This window comes from Asanoa ferruginea, from assembly GCF_003387075.1.
Classification (GTDB): domain Bacteria; phylum Actinomycetota; class Actinomycetes; order Mycobacteriales; family Micromonosporaceae; genus Asanoa; species Asanoa ferruginea.
Map to the genome: position 1 here is coordinate 58,987 of NZ_QUMQ01000001.1, position 22,979 is coordinate 81,965.

Below are 22,979 nucleotides of genomic sequence, written 5' to 3' on the forward strand. Positions count from 1 at the left end.
GTGCAGCCGGTGATCCTCACCCCGGACCAGCGGATCCGGGTCTTCGTCAGCTCGTCGATGACCGAGCTGGCGGCGGAACGGCAGGCCGTCCGCGATGCCGTACACCGGTTGCGGTTGGTGCCTGTGATGTTCGAGCAGGGTGCCCGCGCGCACCCGCCGCGCGACGTCTATCGGGCCTACCTCGAACAGAGCCAGATCTTCATCGGGGTGTACGGCGAGAGCTACGGCTGGGTCGCACCCGGCGAGCGCCTCTCGGGGCTGGAGGACGAGTTCCGGCTGGCCGGCACGCTCCCCCGGCTGATCTACGTGAAGGACGCGGAGCACCGCGACCCGCGGCTGGCGGCGATGCTCGACGGCCTGTCCTACCGCACCTTCGACCGCCCGGCCGAGCTCCGCGAGCTGGTCGAGGACGACGTCGCCGTGCTGCTCTCGGAGCGCTTCGAGAGCCCGACGGCCGGCCCGCCGGACCCCGAACCGACGGCCGGCCGGCTCCCGGCCGCGCCGACCCCGCTGATCGGGCGCGACGACGACCTGGTCGCGCTCGCGACGATGGTCACCGACGACGCCGTGCCGCTGGTGACCCTGACCGGCACCGGCGGGATCGGCAAGACCCGGCTGGCCATGGCCGCGGCCGAGCGGGTCGCGCCGTTCTTCCCCGACGGCCTGCGGTTCGTCGACCTCTCCAGCGTCGTCTCCACCGAGTTGGTCGGCGAGGCACTGGCCCGCGGGCTCGGGGTGCGCACCTCGGGCGCCGTGCCGGCCAGCACCGACGTGGCGTCGTGGCTGCGCACGAAACGGCTGCTGCTGCTGGTCGACAACTTCGAGCAGGTCGCCGACGCCGGCCCGGTGATCGGCGAGATCCTGCGCACCGCGCCCGGGGTGACCGCGCTGGTCACCAGCCGGGCGCCGGTGCGGCTGGCCGACGAGCGGGTCTACCCGGTGCCGCCGCTGGGCGCGCCGGACTCCGACGACCCGGCGGTCGTCGCGGCGTCGCCGGCGGTGCGGTTGTTCGTCGACGCGGCGCGGGCGGCCGTGCCGAGCTTCAGCCTGACTCCGGCGAGCACGGCCGACGTCGCCCTGATCATCCGCCGGCTGCACGGCCTGCCGCTGGCCATCATCCTGGCCGCCGCGAAGGTCCGGCTGCTCAGCCCGGCGGAGATCGTCGGCCATCTCGACAACCAGCTCGGCCTGCTCACCGGCGGCGCCCGCGACCTGCCCGACCGCCAGCGCACGCTGCGCGACACCATCGCCTGGAGCTACGACCTGCTGCGGGCCGAGGAGCGGGCGCTGTTCGACCGGCTCGGTGTCTTCGCCGGCGGCTGGGACCTCGGCGCCGCCGAAGCGGTCGCCGACCCGAACAGCGATGTGCTGACCCTGCTGGAAGGGCTGGTCGAGTCCACTCTGGTCCGCCAGGACGCGGCGCCCGACGGCCACGAGCGGTTCACCATGCTCGACACGATCCGCGACTACGCGCTCGAACGGCTCCGCGACGGCGGCCAGGCCGAGCCCGCCCGGCGCGCGCACGCGGCGCACTGCCTGCGGCTGGCCGAGGCCGCCGAACCGCACCTCAACGGTGCCGACGGGCCGCTCTGGCTGCGCCGGTTGGAGCTCGAGCGGGAGAACGTCAACACCGCGCTCGGCTGGTTCCTCGAACAGGACGACCCGGCGAGGGCGCTGCGGCTGGTCTGGGCGACCTGGGCGTTCTGGTGGCGGCGCGGGCACATCGACGAGGCGAACCGGCACGTGGCCCGGATCCTCGACCGCGGCGACCTGCTCGACGAGCCGGACACCGGCCGGGCGTTGCTCGCGGCGGGCGTGCTGGCGTTCGTGTCCGGCCAGAACGAGCGGGCCGAGGACCTCTTCGGGCGGGCGGTGCCGCTGCTGCGGGCGGCCGGCGATGACCAGGGCGTCTCGCTGGCCCTGGGTCCGCTCGGTCAGTTCGCCGCGCTGCGCGGCGACCGCCCACTCGCCATCCGGCTGCTCGACGAGGCGAAGGCGAAGGGCGAGCAGTGGCAGGTCGGCCTCTACCACAGCCGGGTCGCGCGGCTGAAGATCGAGGAAGGGGCGTACGACGAGGCCCTGCGGCAGTTGCGCCTCGCGGTCGAGGTCTCCCGCCAGGTGCAGGACCAGTTCGTCGCGCTGCTCGCCCAATACACCTGGGCGGTCTGGTCGGTCACCCGGGGCGACCGCGACGAGGCCCGCGAGCACCTCGTCAAGGGGCTCTCGCTCGCCGCCGCCACGGGTGACGAACCCGCCGTGGCCCAGTTCCTCGGTGCGGTGGCCGACCTCGACAGCCGGCCAGAGGACGACCTGGCCCGAGCGGTCCGGCTGGACGCGGCCGCGCAGGCCCTGCGTACCCCGTCCAACGAGATGTGGATGCGCGCGTTCGTGGCGCCCTGGCCGCGGGTGGGCCTCGATCCGGACGCCACCCGGGCCCGGCTCGGCGGCGCCGCCTACGCGGACGCCTGGCAGGCCGGCGAGGCGTTGGGTGTGCCCCGAGCGGTCGCTCTCGCGACGACCGGCGAGACCTAGGAGGCGAAGCGGTGTCGGTGATCCTCACACCGGACCAGCGGGTCCGGGTCTTCGTCAGCTCGTCGATGACCGAGCTGACCGAGGAACGGCAGGCCGTCCGGGAGGCCATCGGTCAGGTGCGGCTCCTGCCGGTGATGTTCGACCAGGGTGCCCGCCCGCACGCGCCGCGCGACGTCTACCGCGCCTACCTCGAACAGAGCCAGATCTTCATCGGGGTGTACGGCGAGAGCTACGGCTGGGTGGCGCCCGGCGAGGAGATCTCCGGTCTCGAGGACGAGTTCCGGATGGCCGTGCTGCTGCCCCGGCTGATCTACGTGAAAGACGCGGACCACCGCGACCCGCGGCTGGTCGCCATGCTCGACGGCATCGAGCACGCCGCCGACGTCTCCTTCCGCCGCTTCCGCACCTCGGCCGAGCTGCGCGACCAGGTCGGGCAGGATCTCGCGCTGCTGCTCTCGGAGCGCTTCGAGCGGACCCGCGAGCCGCAGGCCGAGCTGGTCACCACGTCGCTGCCGGCCGCGCGGACGCCGCTGGTCGGGCGCGAAGACGACCTGGCCGCCCTCCAGACGATGCTGGTCGAGGACGCGGTGCCGCTGGTGACGCTGATCGGCACCGGCGGGATCGGCAAGACCCGGCTCGCGGCGGCGACCGCGCAACGGCTCGCGCACTTCTTCGCCGACGGCGCCCGCTTCGTCGACCTGTCCAGCGTCACCTCGCCCGCCCTGGTCGGCGAGGCGCTGGCCCGCGGCCTGGGCGTGCGCACCTCGGGCGGCGTGCCGGCCGAGGTCGACGTGTCGTCGTGGCTGCGCACCAAGCGGATGCTGCTGGTGGTCGACAACTTCGAGCAGGTCGCCGAGGCCGGCCCCGTGATCGGCGAGATCCTGCGCACCGCGCCGGGGGTGACCGCGCTGGTCACCAGCCGGGCGCCGCTGCGGCTGGCCGACGAACGGGTCTACGTGGTGCCGGGGCTGTCGTTGCCGCCGGAACTGGCCGGCCCGCACAGCGACCCGGTCGTCATCCAGGCCGGTTCCGAGGCCGTACGGCTGTTCGTCGACACCGCCCGGGCCAGCTCGCCCCGGTTCGCGCTGACCGCCGACAACGTCGGCGCGGTCATCGAGATCACCCGCCGGTTGTACGGCCTGCCGCTGGCCATCATGCTCGCCGCGGCGAAGGTCCGGGTGCTGCCGCCGGACGCCATCGTCGAGCACCTCGGCGACCAGTTGGGCCTGCTCACCGGCGGCGCCCGCGACCTGCCCGACCGGCAGCGCACGATGCGCGACACGATCGCCTGGAGCTACCACCTGCTGAGCGCCGACGAGCGGGCGCTGTTCGACCGGCTCGGCGTCTTCGCCGGCGGGTGGGACCTCGAGGCGCTCGCGGTGATCACCGGACCGGGCGGTGACCTACTGAGCATGCTGGACGCGCTGGTCGGGTCGACGCTGGTCTGCCTCGACACGTTGCCGGACGGTCAGCCCCGCTTCTCGATGCTCGAGACGATCCGGCACTTCGCGCTCGAACAGCTCGCGAGCGGCGACGAGTGGGCCGCGGTGCACGACACCCACGCGGCCTACTACGGAGCGCTGGCGCGTGCGGCTGAGCCCAAGCTCAACCTGGTCTCCGGCGCGCCATGGCTGCACCGGCTGGAGCGCGAACACGGCAACCTCACCGCCGCGCTGGACTGGTTCATCGAGCGGGAGGATCCCGCGTCGGCGCTGGGGCTGCTCTGGCCGACGTGGACGTTCTGGTGGCGGCGCGGCCACGTCGACGAGGCGGGCCGGTATCTGGCCCGGATCCTCGACCGACGGCGGCTGCTGGGCCCGCCGGACCTGGGCCTGGCGCTGCTCGCGGCCGGCGGCAACGCGTCCGTCTCGGGGCAGCTCGAGGAGGCCGAGGACGACCTACAGCAGGCGCTGCCCCTGCTCGGCGAGACCGGCCAGGAGGCCGCCGTGTCGATCGCGGTGGGCATGATCGGGCACTTCGCCGCCAAACGCGGCGACTGGGAGCGGGCCGACCACTACCTGACCGAGGCCGCCGACCGGGCCGCCGGTCTGGGCGAGAACTGGCAGGTCAGCCTCGCGCACAGCCGGCTCGCACTGATCGCGGTCGACAACGGCCAACACGACCAGGCGCGTTCGCACGCGCAGATCGCGCTCAACCTCTCCGACGCGGGGCAGGAGCAGTTCACCGCGGTCGTCGCCCACTACGCCTGGGCGTTCTGCGCGATCGCGCAGGACTACCACGTCGACGCGCGCCAGCACCTGGTCGAAGGGCTGTCGCTGGCCGCCGCGGCCGGCGACGAGGCCGCTCTGGGCACGTTCCTCGGCGCGGTCGCCGACATCGACAGCCGGCACGGCGACCTGTCCCGGTCGGTCCGCCTGCGCGCCGCCGCGTCCGCCCTACGGACCCCGTCGAACGAAATGTGGATGCAGGCCTTCGTGACGCCCTGGCGCCCGATCGGCCTGGACCCGCCGGCAGCGCGGAACCAATTGGGCGAAGACGGCTACGCCGCCGCCTGGCAGGCGGGCGAGATGCTCGGCACGGAAAAGGCGGTCGCCGAGGCGACGACGGCCTAGCGGTTCCTAACCCGCGCGGAGGGCGTGGACGATGGCGCCGGCGGCGCGCCAGCCGCTGGCCAGGGCGCCCTGGATCGACGGGCTGTCGCGGTGGTCGCCGGCGGCGAACAGGCCCTCGCCGAGCGAGACGGGCAACCGTAGCCGGCCCTGTGGCGGTGGTGCCGCCGGCAGCGCGGCCGGGATCGACACGGTCGTCAGGTGGGTCCAGTCGGCGACGGGCCGCCCATAGAGGCGGGCCAGCTCGGCCCGGACCACCGGCTCCGGCGGCGCGGCCGGGCCGACCACCGAAGTGGCCATCAGCGATTGGCCGGCCGGCGCGTAGGCCGGCGCCACCGCCGACATGACCACCGTGCTGGCCACGATCTCCCGGCGGTCGCCGTCGAGCAGCAGGGTCGGTTCGTCCAGCGGCGGCTGGTCGCTGCCGTGGTAGTAGGTCGTGAGCGAGTGCATCCGGGGCATCGGCACGGCCGGCAGCAGCGTCGTCGCGGCCGCGACCAGCACCGCGCGGCAGCGCACGACCGCGCCGTCGGCCAGCGTCACCGTGCCCGGCGCGACGGCCTCGACCGGCGCCGAGAGGTGCAACCGGCCGGCGGGCAGCGGCGCGGCGACGGCCGCGGGCAGGGCGGCCATCCCGGTGGTCGGCACCGCGATCCGGCCGCGGGCGAACGATCGCACGATCATCGCGAGCACGTGGCTCGAGGTCTCCAGCGAACGGTCGGCGAACACGCCGGACAGGAACGGCCGGACCAGTTCCTCGATGAAGTCGTGGGAGAGCCCGGCGTGGCGCAGTGCCGCCTCGGCGGTGGTCTCCGGCGCGTCGAGCAGCCGGCTCGGCGGCAACGACGCGTAGCGGGCCACCAGCGCCGCGAAGCGCACCAGGTCGAGGCGGGAACCGAGCCGGCTGGCGGCGCCCAGCGACGCGCCGAGCACGCCGGGGCGCAGCGACGCGGCCAGCCGCACCAGGTCGGCACCGCGCCGGACCAGCACGCCGGGGGTGAAGAAGCAGAGGTCGAGGGCTTCCAGGTCGACCAGTGCGGCCAGCCGGGGGTAGGCGGTGTTGAGCACCTGGAAGCCGCGGTCGAGGCGGTAGCCGTCGACCAGGTCGGTGGCCACCCGGCCGCCGAGCCGGTCGGCCGACTCCAGCAGCACCCAGTCGAGCCCCGCGCGATCGAGCCGGCGGGCCGCGGCCAGCCCCGCGAGGCCGCCACCGACGATGACCACGTCGGCGGAGGCGGGCAGGCTCGCGGGCATCGGTCTCCCTGGATCGACGCAGTCAATCGACGCAACGGAGCTTACCGGCGCACCACGGGACCGCGCAGCGTTTCGGTCCGCGACGGACCTTCGTACCCGAAGATGGTGTGATGCGGATTTCCGGCTCCGTCGCTCTTGTCACCGGCGCGTCCTCGGGCATCGGCCGGGCGACCGCGCTGGCCCTCGCGGCGGAGGGCGCCAACGTGATCGTGCACGGCCGCGACCGGCCGGCCCTGGAGGCGCTCGCCGCCCGGCTCGACGGGCACGCGCTGGTCGCCGACCTCGGCGTCGCGGGCGAGGCGGAGAAGCTGGGCCAGGCCGCGCTGGACCGCAGCGGGCGGGTCGACATCCTGGTCGCCAACGCCGGTGCGGGCTGGGCCGGGCCGTTCGAGGAGATGACCGAGGCCGACACCGAGCGGCTGCTGGCCGTCAACCTGGCCGCGCCGATCGCACTCACCCGCGCGCTGCTGCCGGGCATGCGGGAACGCGGTGCCGGATACCTCGCATACGTGACGTCGATCGCCGGCCGCACCGGAGTGGCGGGCGAGGCGGTCTACGCGGCCACCAAGGCCGGGCTCGACGGGTTCGCCGAGAGCCTGCGGCTGGAGGTGCGGTCCACCGGCGTCGAGGTGGGCGTGCTGGTGCCCGGCGTGGTCGACACCCGGTTCTTCGAGCGCCGGGGCCGGCCCTACGGCCGCCAGCGGCCGGCTCCGATCGATCCCGGCCCGGTCGGCCGCGACCTGGTCCGGCTGATCGCGACCGGCGGCGCGGAGCTCTACCGACCCGGCTGGCTGCGCCTCCCGGTCGCCGTCCGCGGCACTCTTCCGGGCGCCTACCGCGCCCTGGCCAGCCGGTTCGGTGGCAGTTGACGAGGTTGCGGTCGATGCTGTGTAAAGGTTGAACGCGTGGGCTGGGCGATCGTCTTCGCGCTGCTAGGGGCACTTCTCTTCGGCACGTCGGCCGCTCTCCAGCAACACGCGGCACGCCAGACCGACTACGCACCGGCCCACCCGGGCGAGGCGGGCACGCCCAAGCACGGCGTCGTCGTGATCTCCCTGCTCCGGCTGATCCGCCGGCTGTTCCGCAATCCGCTCTGGGTCGTCGGCTGGTGCTGCAACCTGCTCGGTTTCGGCGCGCAGGCCGCCGCGCTGCACTTCGGCTCGGTGGCGCTGGTGCAGCCGGTGCTGGTGACCCAACTGCTGTTCGCGCTCCCGCTGTCGCTGCGGTTGCGGCACATGCGGCCCGACTGGCGCGACCTGGTCTCGGCGGGCGTGATCTGCGGCGGCCTGGCCCTGTTCCTCAGCGTGCGCGGCGTGGCGCCGCGGGCCGACGAGGCCAACCGCGGCTGGGCGATCCTGGCCGGCCTGGTCACCGCCGTCGCCGTGGTGCTGATCATCGGCCTGGCCACCGGTCGCAAGCCCGCTCAGCACTCGTTCCTGATCGCGATCGCCGCCGGGCTCTGCTTCGCCTACAGCGCGCTGGCGCTCAGCCTGACCGTCGGCGACCTGGTCAACCGCGGCATCGCGGCGACCGCGACCGACTGGCCGGGCTACGCACTGGCGGTCGCGACGATCACCGGGCTACTGCTCGAACAGGGCGCGTTCGCGGCCGGTTCGCTACCTCCCGCGGTCGCCGCGATGAACATCACCAATCCGGTGGCGAGCTACCTGATCGGCATCTTTGCGTTCAACGTCACACTTCCGGATAGTGCGACGCAGCTCACAGCACTCTTGATCGCCGCCGTGTTGATATCGGCAGGAGCGATCGGCCTGGCGCACTCCCCGAGTGTGCGGGAAGACCGGCAAGATGACACAGGGGTGCGTTCCGGACACCCGCCCGGACCAACACCCCAGACGAGCCACTAACCGGGCAGAAGCGCGAGCGGAGCTTGGCGTTTCCGCACGGAAACGGGGGCGGCGACGCAACCTGGAACTGTGCACCTGAAGAGGGGGCCTCAACCGCCCGCATGGGGAAGCCCGGACGGCGCGGCTGATGTGCGCGCGAATCGCCCGCGGCCCCCGCTGCGGCGCGAGCTGTTCATCTACCTGGCGGTGGTGCTGCTCTACGCGGGTGTCTCCCGCGGCGGCGGTCCCTTCCGCGAAGGGCTCGCCCTGTCACACGGCCGCAGCCTGCTCGACCTCGAGCGGTTCCTGCACATCGACGTCGAACGCACGCTCAACGCCTGGCTGGTGCCGCGCGGTGCGCTCTCGGTGGTCGCCAACTACGACTACGCGTTCACCTATGTGGTCACCTCGTTCGGCCTGCTGATCCTGCTCTACCTCCGCAAGTCGCCCTGGTACCGCTGGGCACGGAGTTCGTTCGCCCTGATTAACCTGATCGGCATCTCGATCTTCGCGATCTTCCCGGCGGCGCCACCGCGGCTGCTGCCCGGCGAGGGCTTCGTCGACACCGTCACCGCCGGTGGCACCTTCGGCTCGTGGGGCTCGCCGCTGACGGCCGACGCCAACCACCTGGCCGCCATGCCGTCGCTGCACGTCGCGTGGGCCCTGTGGTTCAGCGTGGTGGTCAGCTCGATCTTCGCCGGGCGCTGGTGGGTGAAGGCGCTGTGCGCCCTGCTCGTCACGATGACCACGATCGTGATCATGGCGACGGCCAACCACTACGTGCTCGACGCGGTCGGCGGTGCGCTGGTCGTGCTGGTCTCGCTCGGCGTGATGACGCTGGTCACCGACAAGCCCAACACCAAGCGACCACGGCTCGACCCGGCCGACGCGTTCTTCCTGCACGCGGAGACGGTCTCCGGCGACGCGCAACACGTCGGCGGCGTGATCGTGATGCGCGACCAGCGCGACGGCGCCGCGTTCCGCACCGCGCTGCTCAGCCGCTTCCGCAGCAACCTCGACCGGATGCCGCGGTTTCGACACCGGGTCGCCGAGGGGTCGTTCTGGCGACGACCGCGCTGGGAGCCGGCCGGTGACATCGACTGGGACTGGCACCTGCCGGTCAAGGACCTGCGCGGTCCCGACGGCCGGCCGGGCGGGCAGGCGGCGCTCGAGGCGTTCGTCGCCGACCTCCAGCGCACGCCGCTGCCCCGGGACCGACCGCTGTGGCGCTTCTACACGGTCACCGGCAGCGCGGCCGGCGAGGTGGTCGTGGTGCTCACGGTGCACCACGTGGTCTCCGACGGGATGGCCACCATCTTCACCGCGACCCGGCTGTTCGAGCCGCTGCCCGACCCGGCCGGCGCCGACCTGCCCAGGCTCGGGCTGTTCAAGCGGATCGGTGCGGCGGTGACCGGGATCGCCCAGCTCGCCGGGGACGGCGTCGCCACCCGCCGGCTGCCGTCGGGGTCGCCGCGCGACCGTGACTACGGCATGTCCCGCGTGCCCACCGCGCTGGCCCGCGAGCTCGCGAAGGCGTACGGCGTACGCGTGAGTGACCTGATCCTTTCCGCCAGTGCCGGCGCGCTGAAGCGGCTGCTCCCGGCCAGCACCGGTGACCTGCGGGTGAGCGTGCCGTTGACGATGCGCTCCCCCACCGATCAGTCCGCCGGCAACGTCACCGCCGCCGTGCTGATGGACCTGCCGATGGGCCCCGACGACGAGGTCGAGCGGCTGGCGGAGACGGCGCGGCGCTCCGGCCGGTTGCGCAGCGGCACCCGGGCGATGGGCGGGCGGTTCATCATCGGCACCGCCACCGGTGCCCTGCCGCCGCCGCTGCAACGGTGGTTTGCCCAGGTGGTTTACGGGAAGCGCTTCTTCGAGGCGATCGTCTCCAACATGGTCGGCCCGACGGGCGCCTACCAGCTGGCCGGCGGCGACGTGCATTGGGTGCATCCGGTCGTCCCGCTCGCACCGGGGGCACCGCTGGCCGTCGGAATAATCGGTTGGGACCGGTGCCTCGACATCGGGATCAGCGCGGATCCCGCGCTCGGCGCCGACGCGCATCGGCTCGCCGCCGCGATGGTGGCGGTCATCGACGAGTTGTCACAGCGAACCGGCGCGGCGGGGGCGCGTCCACGAACGCGATTCAGCGAGGAATTTGGACCATTCTGGCCTGTTTTCCGCGATGAAGGCATACCTGTCCGTAAAGATGTGAGCTAACCGGCGCACCAGAACCACGGGCCGGCGATACGAGTCCGATCGATAGGTCGCCGCGCGTGGCCCTGAGCGCCGCGGACGAAGGGGGCAGCACCAAGAGATGGGCTCGATACAGGGGGATCAATCGAGCGAGGTCGCGGCCGTCATGGTCGTCGAGTCCGACCTGCCCGGGCGCGCGGTCGGCGGCCCACCAGGCAGCATTGCGGACATGACCTCCCTCCCTGACCCGGCTGGCTCCGGCGACGCATACCTGCGCGCCAAGGAGCAGGCCGAGAACTTTCCGGTGGCACTGCGGATCCTTCCGCGCCGGCACCGGCAGCACCTGCTCGCCGTCTACGACGTCGCGCGGGTTGTCGACGACCTCGGCGACCAGGGCCACGGCGACCGCCGGCCGGCCCTGCGGGCGTTCGACGAAGACCTCGACGCCCTCTTCGGCGGCGGCACCCCACGCCACCCCGTTCTTCAGCGGCTGCGGCCGACCGTGCAGGCCTGCGGGCTCGACGCACAGCCGTTCCACGACCTCGTCGCGGCCAACCTTCAGGACCAGGAGAAGGCGGCGTACGGCACGTTCGACGACCTGGTCGCCTACTGCCGGCTGTCGGCCGACCCGGTCGGCCGGATCGTGCTGGGCGTGTTCGGGGTGAGCACGCCCGAGCGGTTGCCGCTCTCCGACCGGATCTGCACCGCGTTGCAGATCATCGAGCACTGCCAGGACGTCGCCGAAGACCGCCGCAACGGCCGGATCTACCTGCCGCTGGAAGACCTCGACCGGTTCGAGGTGCGCCCGACCGACCTCGACGCGCCGCGGGCCAGCGCGGCGGTGCGCCGCCTCGTGGCCTTCGAGGCCAACCGCGCCGGCACCCTGCTCGACCAGGGGCTGCCGCTGCTGCGGATGCTCCGCGGCTGGGCCCGGCTGGCCGTCACCGGCTATGTCGCCGGCGGCCGGGCGACGCTCTACGCGCTGCGGCGGGCCGACTGGGATGTGCTGAGTCACACTCCACGACCGTCGAAACGCGACGTTCTCGCGCAGGCCGTCGCCGCGACGCTGGGCTCGGGGGTGATGTCGCGATGAACTCGCTGACCGCCGCCTACGAGACGTGCGAGACCATCACCCGCACCGAGGCCCGCAACTTCTACTACGGCATCCGCCTGCTGCCGCCGGCCAAGCGGACCAGCCTCTGCGCGGTCTACGCGCTGGCCCGGCGGATCGACGACATCGGCGACGGCACCCTGTCACCGGCCGACAAGACCACCGCGCTGGCCGGCCTCAAGGCCGAACTGTCCGACATCGACCGCAGCGCCGACCCGGTGCTGCTCGCGGTCGCCGACACGGCCCGGCGCTTCCCGCTGCCGGTCGGCGCGTTCGGCGAGTTGGTCGACGGCGTGCAGATGGACCTGACCGGCACCCGCTACGACACGTTCGACGAGCTGGTCGGCTACTGCCGGTGCGTCGCCGGCTCGGTGGGCCGGCTCTGCCTGGGCATCTTCGGGTCCCGGGCCGACCCGCACGCCAGTGAATACGCCGACGCTCTGGGCATCGCGCTCCAGCAGGTCAACATCCTGCGCGACATCCGTGAAGACCTGACCAACAACCGGATCTACCTGCCCAGCGAAGACCTGCACCGGTTCGGGGTGCGGCTCTCGCTGGACGCCAAGGGCAACCTGGTCGACCGCGACGGCGGGCTGGCCAGGTTCATCGCGTTCGCGGCCGAGCGCGCCCGCCTCTGGTATGAGCGCGGCCTGCGCCTGCTGCCGCTGCTCGACCGGCGTAGCGCCGCCTCTGCTGCGGCCATGTCCGGCATCTACCGCCGCCTGCTCGAGCAGATCGCCGCCAACCCCAGGCTGGTGTACGACCGGCGGCTGTCCCTGTCCGGCTGGCAGAAGGCGACCGTGGCGGTCCGCGCGATGGCGGGTGTGTCATGACCCGCCAGGATGTCGCGGTGGTCGGCGGCGGGCTCGCCGGCATCACCGCCGCGCTGCGGTTGGCCGACGCCGGCCGCACCGTGACCCTGTTCGAGGCCAAGCCCTGGCTCGGCGGGCTCACCCACTCGTTCCGCCGGGGTGAGCTCGACGTCGACAACGGGCAACACGTCTTCCTGCGCTGCTGCACGGCCTACCGGTCGCTGCTCGACCGGCTCGGCGTGACCGAGCAGACCCACCTCCAGGAGCGGCTCGACATCGCGGTCCGGCAGCCCGGCGCGGGCGCGGCCCGGCTGCGCCGCAACGGCCTGCCGGCACCGCTGCACCTCGGCGGCGCGCTGTTCGGCTACGGCCTGCTCAACCCGATGCAGCGGCTGCGGTTCACCAAGGCGGCGCTGGCGATGAAGGCCCTCGACCGGGCCGACCCGGCCCTCGACGGGCGCAGCTTCGGCGACTGGCTGCGCGAGCAGGGCCAGGACGCGCAGACCGTGCGGGCGATGTGGGACCTGGTGGGTCTGGCGACGCTCAACGTGCCGGCCGACGAGGCCTCGCTGGCCCTGGCCGCGATGGTGTTCCAGGTCGGGCTGCTGACCGACAACGACGCGGCCGACATCGGCTGGTCCCGGGTCCCGTTGCGGCGCCTGCACGGCGACGCCGGCGAGCGGGCGCTGGCCGGGGCCGGTGCCACCGTGCGCACCGGCACCCGGGTCGACGCGGTGCTCCCGGGCAAGAACGGTTTCACGCTGCGGGTACGCGACGACGAGGAACTGACCGCGGCGCAGGTGGTGCTCGCGGTGCCGCCGGCGGCCGCGCACAAGCTGGTGCCGGAGATCGGCTCCGGGCCGGAGCACCTGGGCACGTCACCGATCGTCAACGTGCACCTGGTCGTCGACCGTCCGGTGCTCGACGAGCCGTTCGTGGCCGGCGTCGGCACCCCGATCCAGTGGGTGTTCGACCGCACCGAGTCGTCGGGCCTGGCCGCGAGCCGGCCGGGCGCGCAATATCTCGCGGTGTCGCTGTCGGCCGCCGCGGAGTTCGTCGATCTGCCCGTCGCCAAGCTGCGCGACCTGCTGTTCCCTGACCTGGAGGCGCTGTTCCCGGAGCTCCCGGAAGCCACCGTCGTCGACTTCTTCGTCACCCGGGAACGGACCGCCACGTTCCGCGGCTCGCCCGGCTCGCAGGAGTTCCGGTTGCCGGCGCGCACCCCGGTCACCGATCTTTTCCTGGCCGGGGCATGGACGGACACCGGCTGGCCGGCCACTATGGAGGGTGCCGTGCGTAGCGGCGACACCGCCGCAGACGCCGCGCTCGGTGCATCCACTGTAGACATTAGGGCTGGGCGTCCTGCCGGCGCCGGCCCACAGAGGCGTCAGGGGGTGCCGGCATGACACAGACGCTGCCCGCGTTGGACCGCAACCGCGAGCATCTGCTGTCCGCGCTGCGGACCGCGGTTGCCCGCCTCGACCCGGCCAGCCGGTTGGCCGCCTCCTACCACCTGGGCTGGTGCGCGGCCGACGGCACGCCCGGCGACAGCAACGGAGGCAAGGCGATCCGGCCGGCACTGGCCCTGCTGTCGGCCGAGGCGGTCGGCGCGCCGGCCGCCGTCGGGCTGCCCGGCGCGGTCGCGGTCGAGCTGGTGCACAACTTCTCGCTGCTGCACGACGACCTGATGGACGGCGACGTCGAGCGCCGGCACCGGCGCACGGTCTGGTCCATCTGGGGTCCCGACACCGCGATCCTGACCGGTGACGCGCTGCTCGCGCTCGCGCACGAGGTGGTGCTCGAGGCCGGCACGCCGGCCGCGGCGCGCGCCGGGCTGCTGCTCGCGGCGACCACCCGCGAGCTGACCCGCGGCCAGGTGCAGGACGTGGCGTTCGAGGAACGCGACGACGTGACCCTCGACGAGTGCATCGAGATGGCCAGCGGCAAGACCGGGTCGCTGCTGGCGGCCAGCGCCGCGATCGGCGCCGTGCTGGCCGGCGCGGGCGAGCCGGTGCAGACCGCGCTCAAGACCTTCGGTGCCCAGGTCGGGCTGGCGTTCCAGCTCATCGACGACGTGCTGGGCATCTGGGGTGACCCGGCGGTGACCGGCAAGCCGGTCTTCTCCGACCTGCGGTCGCGGAAGAAGACGCTGCCGGTCAGCTACACGCTCGGCGACCCGCGGCACGGCCCGGAGCTGGCGGCCTGGCTGGCGCGGCCGGAAGACCCCGACGACGCGGCCCTGCGCCGCGCCGCTGACCTGGTGGAAAACGCCGGTGGCCGCGAGTGGGCGCTGTCCGAGGCGCGGGAGCGGATGTCGCTGGCCGAGAAGGCACTGTCCACCGTCGACATCGACGAGGAAGCACGCACCGAACTGATGGCGCTCGGGAGATTCATTGTGGACCGGGATTCATGACTAGCACCGTCGATGTCGGGACGCCGTCGCTCGACCAGCCGCCGCGGTCGGTCGCCGCGGCACTGACGGCTGCCATCGGCCACCTGCGACTGCGGCAGGACCCGACCGGTTGGTGGAAGGGCGAGCTGGCCACCAACGTCACGATGGACGCCGAAGACCTGCTGCTGCGGCAGTTCCTCGGCATCCGCACCGACGAGCAGACCGAAGAGGCGGCCCGCTGGATCCGGTCGCAGCAGCGCGACGACGGCACCTGGGCCAACTTCCACGGCGGCCCGGGCAACCTGTCGACGACCGTCGAGGCCTACGTGGTGCTCAAGCTGGCCGGCGATCCGCCGGACGCGCCGCACATGGTGCGGGCCCGCGCGTTCGCCCTGGAGATGGGCGGGCTGGAGCGCACCCGGGTGTTCACCCGGATCTGGCTGGCCCTCTTCGGGCTCTGGTCCTGGGACGACCTGCCCGAGCTGCCACCGGAAATGATCTTCCTGCCCCGGTGGTTCCCGCTCAACGTCTACGACTGGGCGTGCTGGGCCCGGCAGACCGTGGTGCCGCTGACCATCGTCGGCAGCCTCCGGCCGGTGCGACCGCTGCCGATCGACATCGACGAGTTGCGTACCGGCGCGTCGGCGCCCAAAGCGGCTCCGCCGTGGACCTGGACCGGGTTCTTCCAGCGCACCGACCGGCTGCTCAAGCTCTACGGCCGGCACGCGGTCAAGCCGCTGCGCGAACTGTCGCAACGGCGCGCGGCGGAATGGATCCTGGCCCGGCAGGAGGCCGACGGCTCGTGGGGCGGCATCCAGCCGCCGTGGGTCTACTCGCTGCTGGCCCTGCACCTGCTCGGCTACTCGATGGACCATCCGGCGCTGAAGGCCGGCTTCGCCGGTCTCGACGCGTTCACGATCCGCGAGGAGACCGACGACGGGTGGGTACGCCGGCTCGAGGCCTGCCAGTCGCCGGTCTGGGACACCGCGCTCGCCCTGGTCGCGCTGCTCGACGCGGGCGTGCCGGCCACCGACGAGGCGGTCCGCCGGGCGGCGAGTTGGCTGCTCGACGAGGAGATCGCGGTGCCGGGCGACTGGGCCGTGCGCCGGCCCGGGCTGGCACCGGGCGGCTGGGCGTTCGAGTTCGCCAACGACCTCTACCCCGACACCGACGACACCGCCGAGATCGTGCTGGCGCTGCGCCGGGTCGCCGCCGGGCTGGCCGCCGACGATCCGCTGCGGGGGCGGATCGAGGGCGCGGTCGACCGCGGCGTCGGCTGGACCGTCGGCATGCAGTCCGGCGACGGCGGATGGGGCGCGTTCGACGCCGACAACACCCGCACGCTGGCCAACAAACTGCCGTTCTGCGACTTCGGTGAGGTCATCGACCCGCCGTCGGCCGACGTCACCGCGCACGTCGTGGAGATGCTCGCGATCGAGGGCCGCGCCAGCGATCCGGTGACCCAGCGGGGGGTCACCTGGCTACTGCGCAACCAGGAGTCCGACGGTTCGTGGTTCGGGCGCTGGGGCGCCAACTACGTCTACGGCACCGGCGCGGCCGTGCCGGCGCTGGTCGAGGCCGGCGTCGACGCCGGCGCGCCGGCCGTCCGCGCCGCCGTGCACTGGCTGGTCGCACACCAGAACCCGGACGGCGGCTGGGGCGAAGACCTGCGCTCCTACGACGACCCGCAGAACTGGGCCGGCAAGGGCGCCTCGACACCGTCGCAGACCGCGTGGGCGCTGCTCGCGCTGCTGGCCGCGGGCGAGGCCGACCACCCGGCGACCCGGGCCGGCGTCGACCACCTGATCTCCACCCAGCGCGGCGACGGCGGCTGGGACGAGGAGCACTTCACCGGCACCGGGTTCCCGGGCGACTTCTACATCAACTACCACCTCTACCGGCTGGTCTTCCCCGTCACGGCGCTGGGCCGCTACCTGGGCGTCACGTCGTGACCAGCCCTCGCCGGCAGGCGCCGGTCATCTGTGTCGCGCTGGGTGTGGAGCGCCGGGCGCTCCGCGGCGCGCGCACGGCCGTGCTGCGGGTCGGCATGGGTCCGCGCCGGGCGGCCAAGGCCTTCCATGCCTCCGGCGCCCTCGGCGGGCGGCCGGTGCTGGTCGCCGGCGTCGGCGGCGGGCTCGGGCCGGGTGTGCGCCCCGGTGACGTGGTGGTGGCCACCGAGGTGCGCGGCCCCGACGGCAGCGTGCGGCAGTGCCCGTCGGCCCCGCTGCTGGCCGCCGAACTGCGCCGGCAGGGCCTGATCGTCCATCTTGGCCCGATCGCCTCCGAGCACCGGGTCGCCGGGCGGGCCGCCCGCGCCCGGCTGGCCGCCACCGGCGCGCTGGCCGTCGACACCGAGTCGATCTGGCTGGCGCCCACCGAGTCGCCGTTCGCGGTGGTCCGGGTCGTCGTCGACACCCCGACCGAGCCGTTGCTGCGCCCGGGCACCGCCCGCCGCGGCATCCGTGCCCTGCGCCTGCTGCGCCGGGCCGTCCCGGCCATCGACGCGTGGGCCGCCGCGACCGGGCCGCGCGAGGTACTGCTGGCCAACCCGCGCTCGTTCTGCGCCGGCGTCGAGCGGGCCATCGAGGTGGTCGACCGGGCGCTGGAGCGGTTCGGTGCGCCGGTCTACGTACGCCGGCAGATCGTCCACAACACCCACGTCGTGCACGACCTGGAGCGGCGCGGCGCCATCTTCGTTGGCGAGGTCGACGAGGTGCCGCCGGGCAGCGTGCTGGTCTTCGCCGCACACGGGGTCTCCCCCGCCGTGCGGGCCGAGGCCGAGGCGCGCGGGCTGCGGGTGGTCGACGCGACCTGCCCGCTGGTCACCAAGGTGCACACCGAGGTGCGCCGGCACAGCTCCCGCGAGGCGACCGTGTTCCTGATCGGCCACGCCGACCACGAAGAGGTCGAGGGCACGGTCGGTGAGGCGCCGGCCGACGTGGTGGTCGTCGAAGACGTGGCCGCGGCCGCCCGGGTGGTGCCGCGCGACGCCGGCAACGTCGCCTACGCGATGCAGACCACCCTGGCCGTCGACGAGGCGACCGAGATCGCCGACGTGCTGCGGTCCCGGTTTCCGGAGCTGCAGGCGCCCAAGAGCGACGACATCTGCTACGCCACCACCAACCGCCAGCGGGCCGTGCGTGACATCGCCGCCGACTGCGACCTGCTGCTGGTGGTCGGCTCACCCAACTCGTCGAACTCGCTCCGCCTGGTCGAGGTCGCACAGCGGGAAGGCGTGCCGGCCCGGCTCGTCGACCACGCCGCCGACCTCGACCTCCACACGCTCGTCGGCATGCGCCGCATTGGCGTCACCGCCGGCGCGTCCGCGCCGCCCACCCTGGTCGACGAACTGGTCGGCTGCCTCGGCGGGCTCGGACCCCTCACCGTGGACGAGCCGTCCGCGGATCCGGAAGTCCTGCGTTTCACATTGCCCAAGGAGGTGAGCTGAACGATGGCGATGCCATTTCGGCAGAACGTTCGGCTGGGCCGCTACCTGTTGAAGCAGAAGTTGCTCCGCAGGGAGAAGTTCCCACTGCTGGTCGAGCTCGAGCCGCTGTTCGCGTGCAACCTGAAGTGTGCGGGTTGCGGCAAGATCGAACAGCCGGCGGCGCTACTCAAGAAGCGGATGCCGGTCGAGCAGGCCGTCGCCGCGATCGAGGAGAGCGGCGCGCCGATGGTCTCCATCGCCGGCGGTGAACCGCTGATGCACAAGGAGATCGACGAGATCGTCCGGCAGTTGCTGGCCCGCAACAAGATCGTGTTCCTCTGCACCAACGCGCTGCTGATGCCCAAACACCTCCACAAGTTCAAGCCGCACCGCAACTTCTCGTGGATGGTGCACGTCGACGGCCTCAAGGACCGGCACGACCTGTCGGTCAACAAGGAGGGCGGCTTCGAGGGCGCGATCGACGCCATCAAGATGGCCAAGGCGGCCGGCTTCCGGGTGATGACCAACACGACGTTCTTCAGCAACGACTCGCCGCAGAACGTGATCGGCGTCCTCGACTACCTCAACGACGTGGTCGAGGTCGACAACATGCAGATCTCACCGGCGTACGCCTATCAGAAGGCACCCGACCAGGAGCACTGGCTCGGCGTCACCGAGACCCGCGAGCTGTTCGCCAAGGCCTTCGCCAACGGGCGGCGGCGCAAGTGGCGGCTCAACCACTCGCCGATCTTCCTGGACTTCCTGGAGGGCAAGCGCGACCTGGCCTGCACCGCGTGGGGCATCCCGTCCTACTCGCTGCTCGGCTGGCAGCGCCCGTGCTACCTGCTCGACGACGGGTACGCGGCCACCTACAAGGAGCTCATCGAGGAGACCGACTGGGACGCGTTCGGTCGGGGCAAGGACCCGCGCTGCGCCAACTGCATGGCCCACTGTGGATACGAGCCGACGGCGGTGATCGCCACTCTCGGCTCCCTCAAGGAGTCCGTGCGGGCGGCCGTCGGGCGGTGACCTGATGGTTTACCTGTCGCACATCCAGTGCCCGGCCGACCTGCGGGCACTGCCGGAGTCGGCGCTGCCCGCGCTGGCTGCGGAGATCCGGTCGCGGCTGATCGAGTCGGTGTCGCGGACCGGGGGCCACCTCGGCCCGAATCTCGGCGTGGTCGAACTGACCCTCGCGCTGCACCGGGTGTTCGACTCGCCCCACGACGCCATCGTGTGGGACACCGGGCACCAGGCGTACGTGCACAAGATGCTCACCGGCCGCTGGGCGGCGCTCGACAGCCTGCGCCAGGAGGGCGGGCTGTCGGGCTACCCGTCGCGGTCGGAGAGCGCGCACGACATCGTCGAGAACTCGCACGCCTCGACGGCGTTGTCCTACGCCGACGGCCTGGCCAAGGCCTTCGCGATCGGCGGCCGGCCCGACCGCTTCGTGGTCGCGGTCGTCGGCGACGGCTCGCTCACCGGCGGCATGGCGTGGGAGGCCCTCAACAACATCGGCGCCGCGCCGCAGCGGCCGCTGGTGGTCGTGCTCAACGACAACGGCCGCTCCTACGCACCGACCGCCGGTGCGGTCTCGGCCCACCTGGCGTCACTGCACTCCGCCAACGGCTCGGCGGCGTCGGTGTTCGAACAGTTGGGGCTGGGCTACCTCGGCCCGATCGACGGGCACAACACGGCCGAGGTCGAGGTGGCGCTGCGCAAGGCCCGGTCGCTGGGCACGCCGACGGTCGTACACTGCCTGACCCGAAAGGGTCTCGGACACCCGCCGGCCGAGCAGGACGAGGCCGACCGGATGCACACGGTCGGCCCGGCCGGCCCGTCCTCTGGTGCGCGGAGCTGGACGTCGGTGTTCTCCGACGAGATGGTGGCCCTGGGTTCTTCTCGGCCCGATGTGGTCGCGATCAGCGCGGCGATGCTCGGGCCGACCGGGCTCCAGGCGTTCGCCGACCGCTATCCCGACCGGGCGTTCGACGTGGGCATCGCCGAGCAGCACGCGGTCACTTCGGCGGCCGGGCTGGCCACGGGCGGCCTGCACCCGGTGGTGTGCGTCTACTCGACGTTCCTCAACCGGGCGTTCGACCAGGTCATGATGGATGTCGCGCTGCACCGGCTGCCGGTCACGTTTGTGCTCGACCGGGCCGGGATCACCGGCAGCGACGGGCCGTCCCACCACGGCATGTGGGATCTGTCGCTGCTCGGGCTGGTGCCCGGGATGCGGGTAGCGGCACCGCGCGACGGCGAGCAGCTCAGGTTGCTGCTGCGCGAGGCGGTGGCACACCGGGACGGGCCGGCGGCGCTGCGCTTCCCCAAGGCCGACGTGGGGCCCGCGCTCCCCGCCGTGGGGCGGCTGGGCAGCGCCGATGTGCTGCGCTGGGGTTCGGCCCAGCGGCCTTCGTGGGCGCCCGGCGGCCCGTGGCAGGCGGCCGGGCCGGGTGGCGCCGTTCCCGCCTCGGGCGGGGCCGTTCCCGCCTCGGCCGGGGCCGGGCAGGTACCGGGCTCCGGTGGTGCCGGGCAGGTACCGGCCTCTGGCGGTGCCGGGCAGGTACCGGCCTCTGGCGGTGCCGGGCAGGTACCGGCCTCTGGCGGTGCCGGGCAGGTACCGGCCTCTGGCGGTGCCGGGCAGGTACCGGCCTCCGGCGTGGCCGGGCGGCCGGATTCGGCGCCGGAGGGCGTACTCGTGCTGGCTGTGGGTCCGTTGGGTGCGGCGGCGCTGGCGGCGGCCGATCGGCTGGACGCGCCGGTGACCGTCGTGGACCCGCGGTGGCTGTTGCCGGTCGATCCGGAGTTGGTGGCGGCCGCGGCCGGGCAGCGGCTGGTGGTGACCGTCGAAGACAACGGGGCGCACGGCGGGTATGGCGACGCGGTGTCGCGGGCGCTGCGGGGAGCCGGGTCGCATGTGCCGGTGCGGTCGCTGGCGCTGCCGCAGCGGTTCCTGGCACACGGCTCGCGGAGCGCGATCTTGAAGGCGCGGGGGCTCGACGCCGAGAGCATCGCGGACGCGGTGCGGCGAGAGCTGCCGCGGGCTAACTGAAGGTGGCTCCCCCGTTTGGACTCGAACCAAAAACCTGCCGGTTAACAGCCGGCTGCTCTGCCAATTGAGCTACGGGGGATCGCTGGTTGCGGCGTGGTTTCCCGCACCGCGCGACCGGTACGAGAGTACAGGATGCGGGCTGTTTCGGGGGCATCGGGTGGGGGTAGGACACGCTCTGCGGTGCGTTCGCGCCCGCTGGCGCCGAAAACAGGGCAAATTAGTCAGATAGCGCTTCCGACGCATGGGTCGGTTGCACGATGGGTAGGTAACCGGGGACCACAAACGTCGCCGTGCACGTGGATCATCGCGTCCGGCACACGGAAGGAGCCGCAATGCGCGGAAAGCTTTGGTTCGTCGGCGGACTTGCCGCCGGCTTCGTCCTGGGCGCCCGCGCGGGCCGGGAGAAGTACGAAGAGATCGTCCAGCAGGCCCGCAAGATGATGGACCACCCGACGGTGCAGGAGGCCAAGGGCACGGCCCAGGCCCAGGCCAACCGCCTCGTGTCCGAGGGCAAGGACAAGCTGAGCCACACCAAGCTCGGCGAGAAGATGAGCACGGGCACCGGCAACGGCGCCAACGGAAGCGAACTCACCTCGTCGACGACGTCGTCCTCGTCGGGGGCACCCACGAAGCCCATGCCCTGATATGGGCCGTGACAGGGCCCCTCGCCGCTAACCGGCGAGGGGCCCTTCGTCGCGCCTAGTCCTTGCTGGAGAACGCGGCGTCGAAGGCCGCGCTGGGCGCGTCGAACGCCAGCCGGCGGACGAACTCGAGCGCCTCGGGGGCGCCGACCAGCCGGTCCATGCCCGCGTCTTCCCACTCGATCGAGATCGGGCCGTCGTACCCGATCGCGTTGAGCGCCCGGAAGCAGTCTTCCCAGGGGACGTCACCGTGGCCGGTCGACACGAAGTCCCAGCCGCGGCGCATGTCGGCCCAGGGCAGGTGGGAGCTCAGCCGGCCGCGGCGGCCGTCGCCGGTGCGTACCTTCGCGTCTTTGCAGTCGACGTGGTAGATCCGGTCCTGGAAGTCGAAGATGAAGTTGACCGGGTCGAGCTCCTGCCAGACGAAGTGCGACGGGTCCCAGTTGAGCCCGAACGCCGGCCGGTCGCCGATCGCTTCGAGGGTGCGCTTGGTCGTGTAGTAGTCGTACGCGATCTCGCTCGGGTGCACCTCGTGCGCGAACCGCACACCCACCTCGTCGAACACGTCGAGGATGGGGTTGAACCGGTTGGCGAAGTCTTCGTAGCCCTTCTCGATCATCGACGGCGGCACCGGCGGGAACATCGCCAGCGTGTGCCAGATCGACGACCCGGTGAACCCCACGACGGTCTTGACCCCCAGCTTGGCGGCCGCGCGGGCGGTGTCCTTGATCTCCTCGGCGGCCCGCTGGCGGACCCCCTCGGGCTCCCCGTCGCCCCAGATCCGGGCCGGGAGGATGTCCTGGTGCCGCTCGTCGATCGGGTGGTCGCAGACCGCCTGGCCGACCAGGTGGTTGGAGATCGCGAAGACCTGGAGGTTGTATTTGGCGAGGGTCTCCCGCTTGCGGTCGACGTAGCCGTCCTCGTTGACCGCCTTGTCGACGTCGAAGTGGTCGCCCCAGCAGGCGATCTCGAGCCCGTCATAGCCCCACTCGGAGGCCAGCCGGCACACCTCTTCGAACGGCAGATCGGCCCACTGGCCGGTGAAGAGCGTGATGGGTCGCGCCATTGTCCTTCTTCTCCCTGTGAGTGACCCGGGATCCTGGTGGTGGACAGGCGCGAGGAGACCGTCCGACGGTCCGTCGCCGCCA

General features: G+C 72.7%; 16 protein-coding genes, 1 tRNA gene and 1 pseudogene. 15 read left to right on the forward strand and 3 right to left on the reverse strand.

All coding sequences use genetic code 11. The annotated features are described in order from the left end of the window. Together DFJ67_RS00310 and DFJ67_RS00315 are read left to right on the forward strand one after the other, a co-directional pair. Positions 1-2,532, forward strand: coding sequence for an ATP-binding protein (locus DFJ67_RS00310; RefSeq protein WP_147315369.1), 2,532 nt, complete (start codon positions 1-3; stop codon positions 2,530-2,532). A gap of 11 nt (positions 2,533-2,543) precedes the next feature. Further along, complete coding sequence (locus DFJ67_RS00315) at positions 2,544-5,105, forward strand: DUF4062 domain-containing protein (RefSeq protein ID WP_116066018.1); 2,562 nt, start codon at positions 2,544-2,546, stop codon at positions 5,103-5,105. Positions 5,106-5,111: 6 nt separating this feature from the next. On the opposite strand, the gene DFJ67_RS00320 is transcribed toward DFJ67_RS00315, so the two are convergent. Further along, positions 5,112-6,344, reverse strand: coding sequence for an FAD-dependent oxidoreductase (locus DFJ67_RS00320; protein WP_116075405.1), 1,233 nt, complete (start codon positions 6,342-6,344; stop codon positions 5,112-5,114). 122 nt (positions 6,345-6,466) lie between these two features. Between DFJ67_RS00320 and DFJ67_RS00325 the strand changes: the two genes are divergently transcribed. From DFJ67_RS00325 to DFJ67_RS00375, 12 genes and pseudogenes are all read left to right on the forward strand, one after another. Continuing rightward, positions 6,467-7,225, forward strand: coding sequence for an SDR family NAD(P)-dependent oxidoreductase (locus DFJ67_RS00325; protein ID WP_116066019.1), 759 nt, complete (start codon positions 6,467-6,469; stop codon positions 7,223-7,225). A 36-nt stretch (positions 7,226-7,261) separates the two neighbouring features. After that, positions 7,262-8,221 (forward strand): DMT family transporter, encoded by a 960-nt coding sequence (locus tag DFJ67_RS00330; protein WP_170215703.1) that lies wholly within the window; start codon positions 7,262-7,264, stop codon positions 8,219-8,221. Between the two features lie 129 nt (positions 8,222-8,350). Further along, positions 8,351-10,420 (forward strand): bifunctional phosphatase PAP2/O-acyltransferase family protein, encoded by a 2,070-nt coding sequence (locus DFJ67_RS00335; RefSeq protein WP_170215704.1) that lies wholly within the window; start codon positions 8,351-8,353, stop codon positions 10,418-10,420. Positions 10,421-10,625: 205 nt separating this feature from the next. Further along, positions 10,626-11,489, forward strand: a complete 864-nt coding sequence (hpnC, locus tag DFJ67_RS00340) for a squalene synthase HpnC (protein WP_116075407.1) — start codon at positions 10,626-10,628, stop codon at positions 11,487-11,489. Next, the gene (gene hpnD / locus DFJ67_RS00345; RefSeq protein ID WP_116066021.1) at positions 11,486-12,340 is read left to right on the forward strand and encodes a presqualene diphosphate synthase HpnD; all 855 of its coding nucleotides are present in this window, start codon (positions 11,486-11,488) and stop codon (positions 12,338-12,340) included. Before hpnC ends, hpnD begins: the two co-directional genes overlap by 4 nt. Continuing rightward, positions 12,337-13,725 carry a hydroxysqualene dehydroxylase HpnE gene (gene hpnE / locus DFJ67_RS00350; protein WP_116066022.1) on the forward strand — a complete coding sequence of 463 codons (1,389 nt, stop codon included), beginning with the start codon at positions 12,337-12,339 and terminating at the stop codon, positions 13,723-13,725. The genes hpnD and hpnE overlap by 4 nt, the downstream gene beginning before the upstream one ends. After that, positions 13,722-14,732: a polyprenyl synthetase family protein gene (locus tag DFJ67_RS00355; protein WP_116066023.1), complete on the forward strand. Its 1,011-nt coding sequence runs from the start codon at positions 13,722-13,724 to the stop codon at positions 14,730-14,732. The genes hpnE and DFJ67_RS00355 overlap by 4 nt, the downstream gene beginning before the upstream one ends. Next, positions 14,729-16,663, forward strand: a complete 1,935-nt coding sequence (gene shc / locus DFJ67_RS00360; protein WP_116066024.1) for a squalene--hopene cyclase — start codon at positions 14,729-14,731, stop codon at positions 16,661-16,663. Before DFJ67_RS00355 ends, shc begins: the two co-directional genes overlap by 4 nt. A 44-nt stretch (positions 16,664-16,707) precedes the next feature. Further along, positions 16,708-17,064: pseudogene (locus DFJ67_RS44630) on the forward strand (phosphorylase family protein); the annotation flags it as partial. Between the two features lie 123 nt (positions 17,065-17,187). Further along, the gene (ispH, locus tag DFJ67_RS44635) at positions 17,188-18,159 is read left to right on the forward strand and encodes a 4-hydroxy-3-methylbut-2-enyl diphosphate reductase (RefSeq protein WP_459348958.1); all 972 of its coding nucleotides are present in this window, start codon (positions 17,188-17,190) and stop codon (positions 18,157-18,159) included. Between the two features lie 3 nt (positions 18,160-18,162). Continuing rightward, positions 18,163-19,167: an adenosyl-hopene transferase HpnH gene (hpnH, locus tag DFJ67_RS00370; protein WP_116066025.1), complete on the forward strand. Its 1,005-nt coding sequence runs from the start codon at positions 18,163-18,165 to the stop codon at positions 19,165-19,167. 4 nt (positions 19,168-19,171) lie between these two features. Continuing rightward, complete coding sequence (locus tag DFJ67_RS00375; RefSeq protein ID WP_116066026.1) at positions 19,172-21,190, forward strand: 1-deoxy-D-xylulose-5-phosphate synthase; 2,019 nt, start codon at positions 19,172-19,174, stop codon at positions 21,188-21,190. Positions 21,191-21,193: 3 nt separating this feature from the next. On the opposite strand, the gene DFJ67_RS00380 is transcribed toward DFJ67_RS00375, so the two are convergent. After that, a tRNA-Asn gene (locus tag DFJ67_RS00380) sits at positions 21,194-21,269 on the reverse strand. Between the two features lie 253 nt (positions 21,270-21,522). Here DFJ67_RS00380 and DFJ67_RS00385 point away from each other — a divergent pair. Beyond that, positions 21,523-21,834, forward strand: coding sequence for a hypothetical protein (locus DFJ67_RS00385; protein ID WP_116066027.1), 312 nt, complete (start codon positions 21,523-21,525; stop codon positions 21,832-21,834). A gap of 55 nt (positions 21,835-21,889) precedes the next feature. On the opposite strand, the gene DFJ67_RS00390 is transcribed toward DFJ67_RS00385, so the two are convergent. Next, positions 21,890-22,897: a sugar phosphate isomerase/epimerase family protein gene (locus DFJ67_RS00390; RefSeq protein WP_116066028.1), complete on the reverse strand. Its 1,008-nt coding sequence runs from the start codon at positions 22,895-22,897 to the stop codon at positions 21,890-21,892. Positions 22,898-22,979: the final 82 nt, after the last annotated feature.

What these genes read in the sequence shown, in the direction of transcription:
- DFJ67_RS00325 (WP_116066019.1), top strand. Translation starts at nt 6,467, where the DNA reads ATGCGGATTTCCGGCTCCGTCGCTCTTGTCACCGGCGCGTCCTCGGGC.
- hpnC (WP_116075407.1), top strand. Translation starts at nt 10,626, where the DNA reads ATGACCTCCCTCCCTGACCCGGCTGGCTCCGGCGACGCATACCTGCGC.
- hpnD (WP_116066021.1), top strand. Translation starts at nt 11,486, where the DNA reads ATGAACTCGCTGACCGCCGCCTACGAGACGTGCGAGACCATCACCCGC.
- hpnE (WP_116066022.1), top strand. Translation starts at nt 12,337, where the DNA reads ATGACCCGCCAGGATGTCGCGGTGGTCGGCGGCGGGCTCGCCGGCATC.
- DFJ67_RS00355 (WP_116066023.1), top strand. Translation starts at nt 13,722, where the DNA reads ATGACACAGACGCTGCCCGCGTTGGACCGCAACCGCGAGCATCTGCTG.
- shc (WP_116066024.1), top strand. Translation starts at nt 14,729, where the DNA reads ATGACTAGCACCGTCGATGTCGGGACGCCGTCGCTCGACCAGCCGCCG.
- hpnH (WP_116066025.1), top strand. Translation starts at nt 18,163, where the DNA reads ATGGCGATGCCATTTCGGCAGAACGTTCGGCTGGGCCGCTACCTGTTG.
- DFJ67_RS00375 (WP_116066026.1), top strand. Translation starts at nt 19,172, where the DNA reads ATGGTTTACCTGTCGCACATCCAGTGCCCGGCCGACCTGCGGGCACTG.
- DFJ67_RS00385 (WP_116066027.1), top strand. Translation starts at nt 21,523, where the DNA reads ATGCGCGGAAAGCTTTGGTTCGTCGGCGGACTTGCCGCCGGCTTCGTC.
- DFJ67_RS00390 (WP_116066028.1), bottom strand. Translation starts at nt 22,897, where the DNA reads ATGGCGCGACCCATCACGCTCTTCACCGGCCAGTGGGCCGATCTGCCG.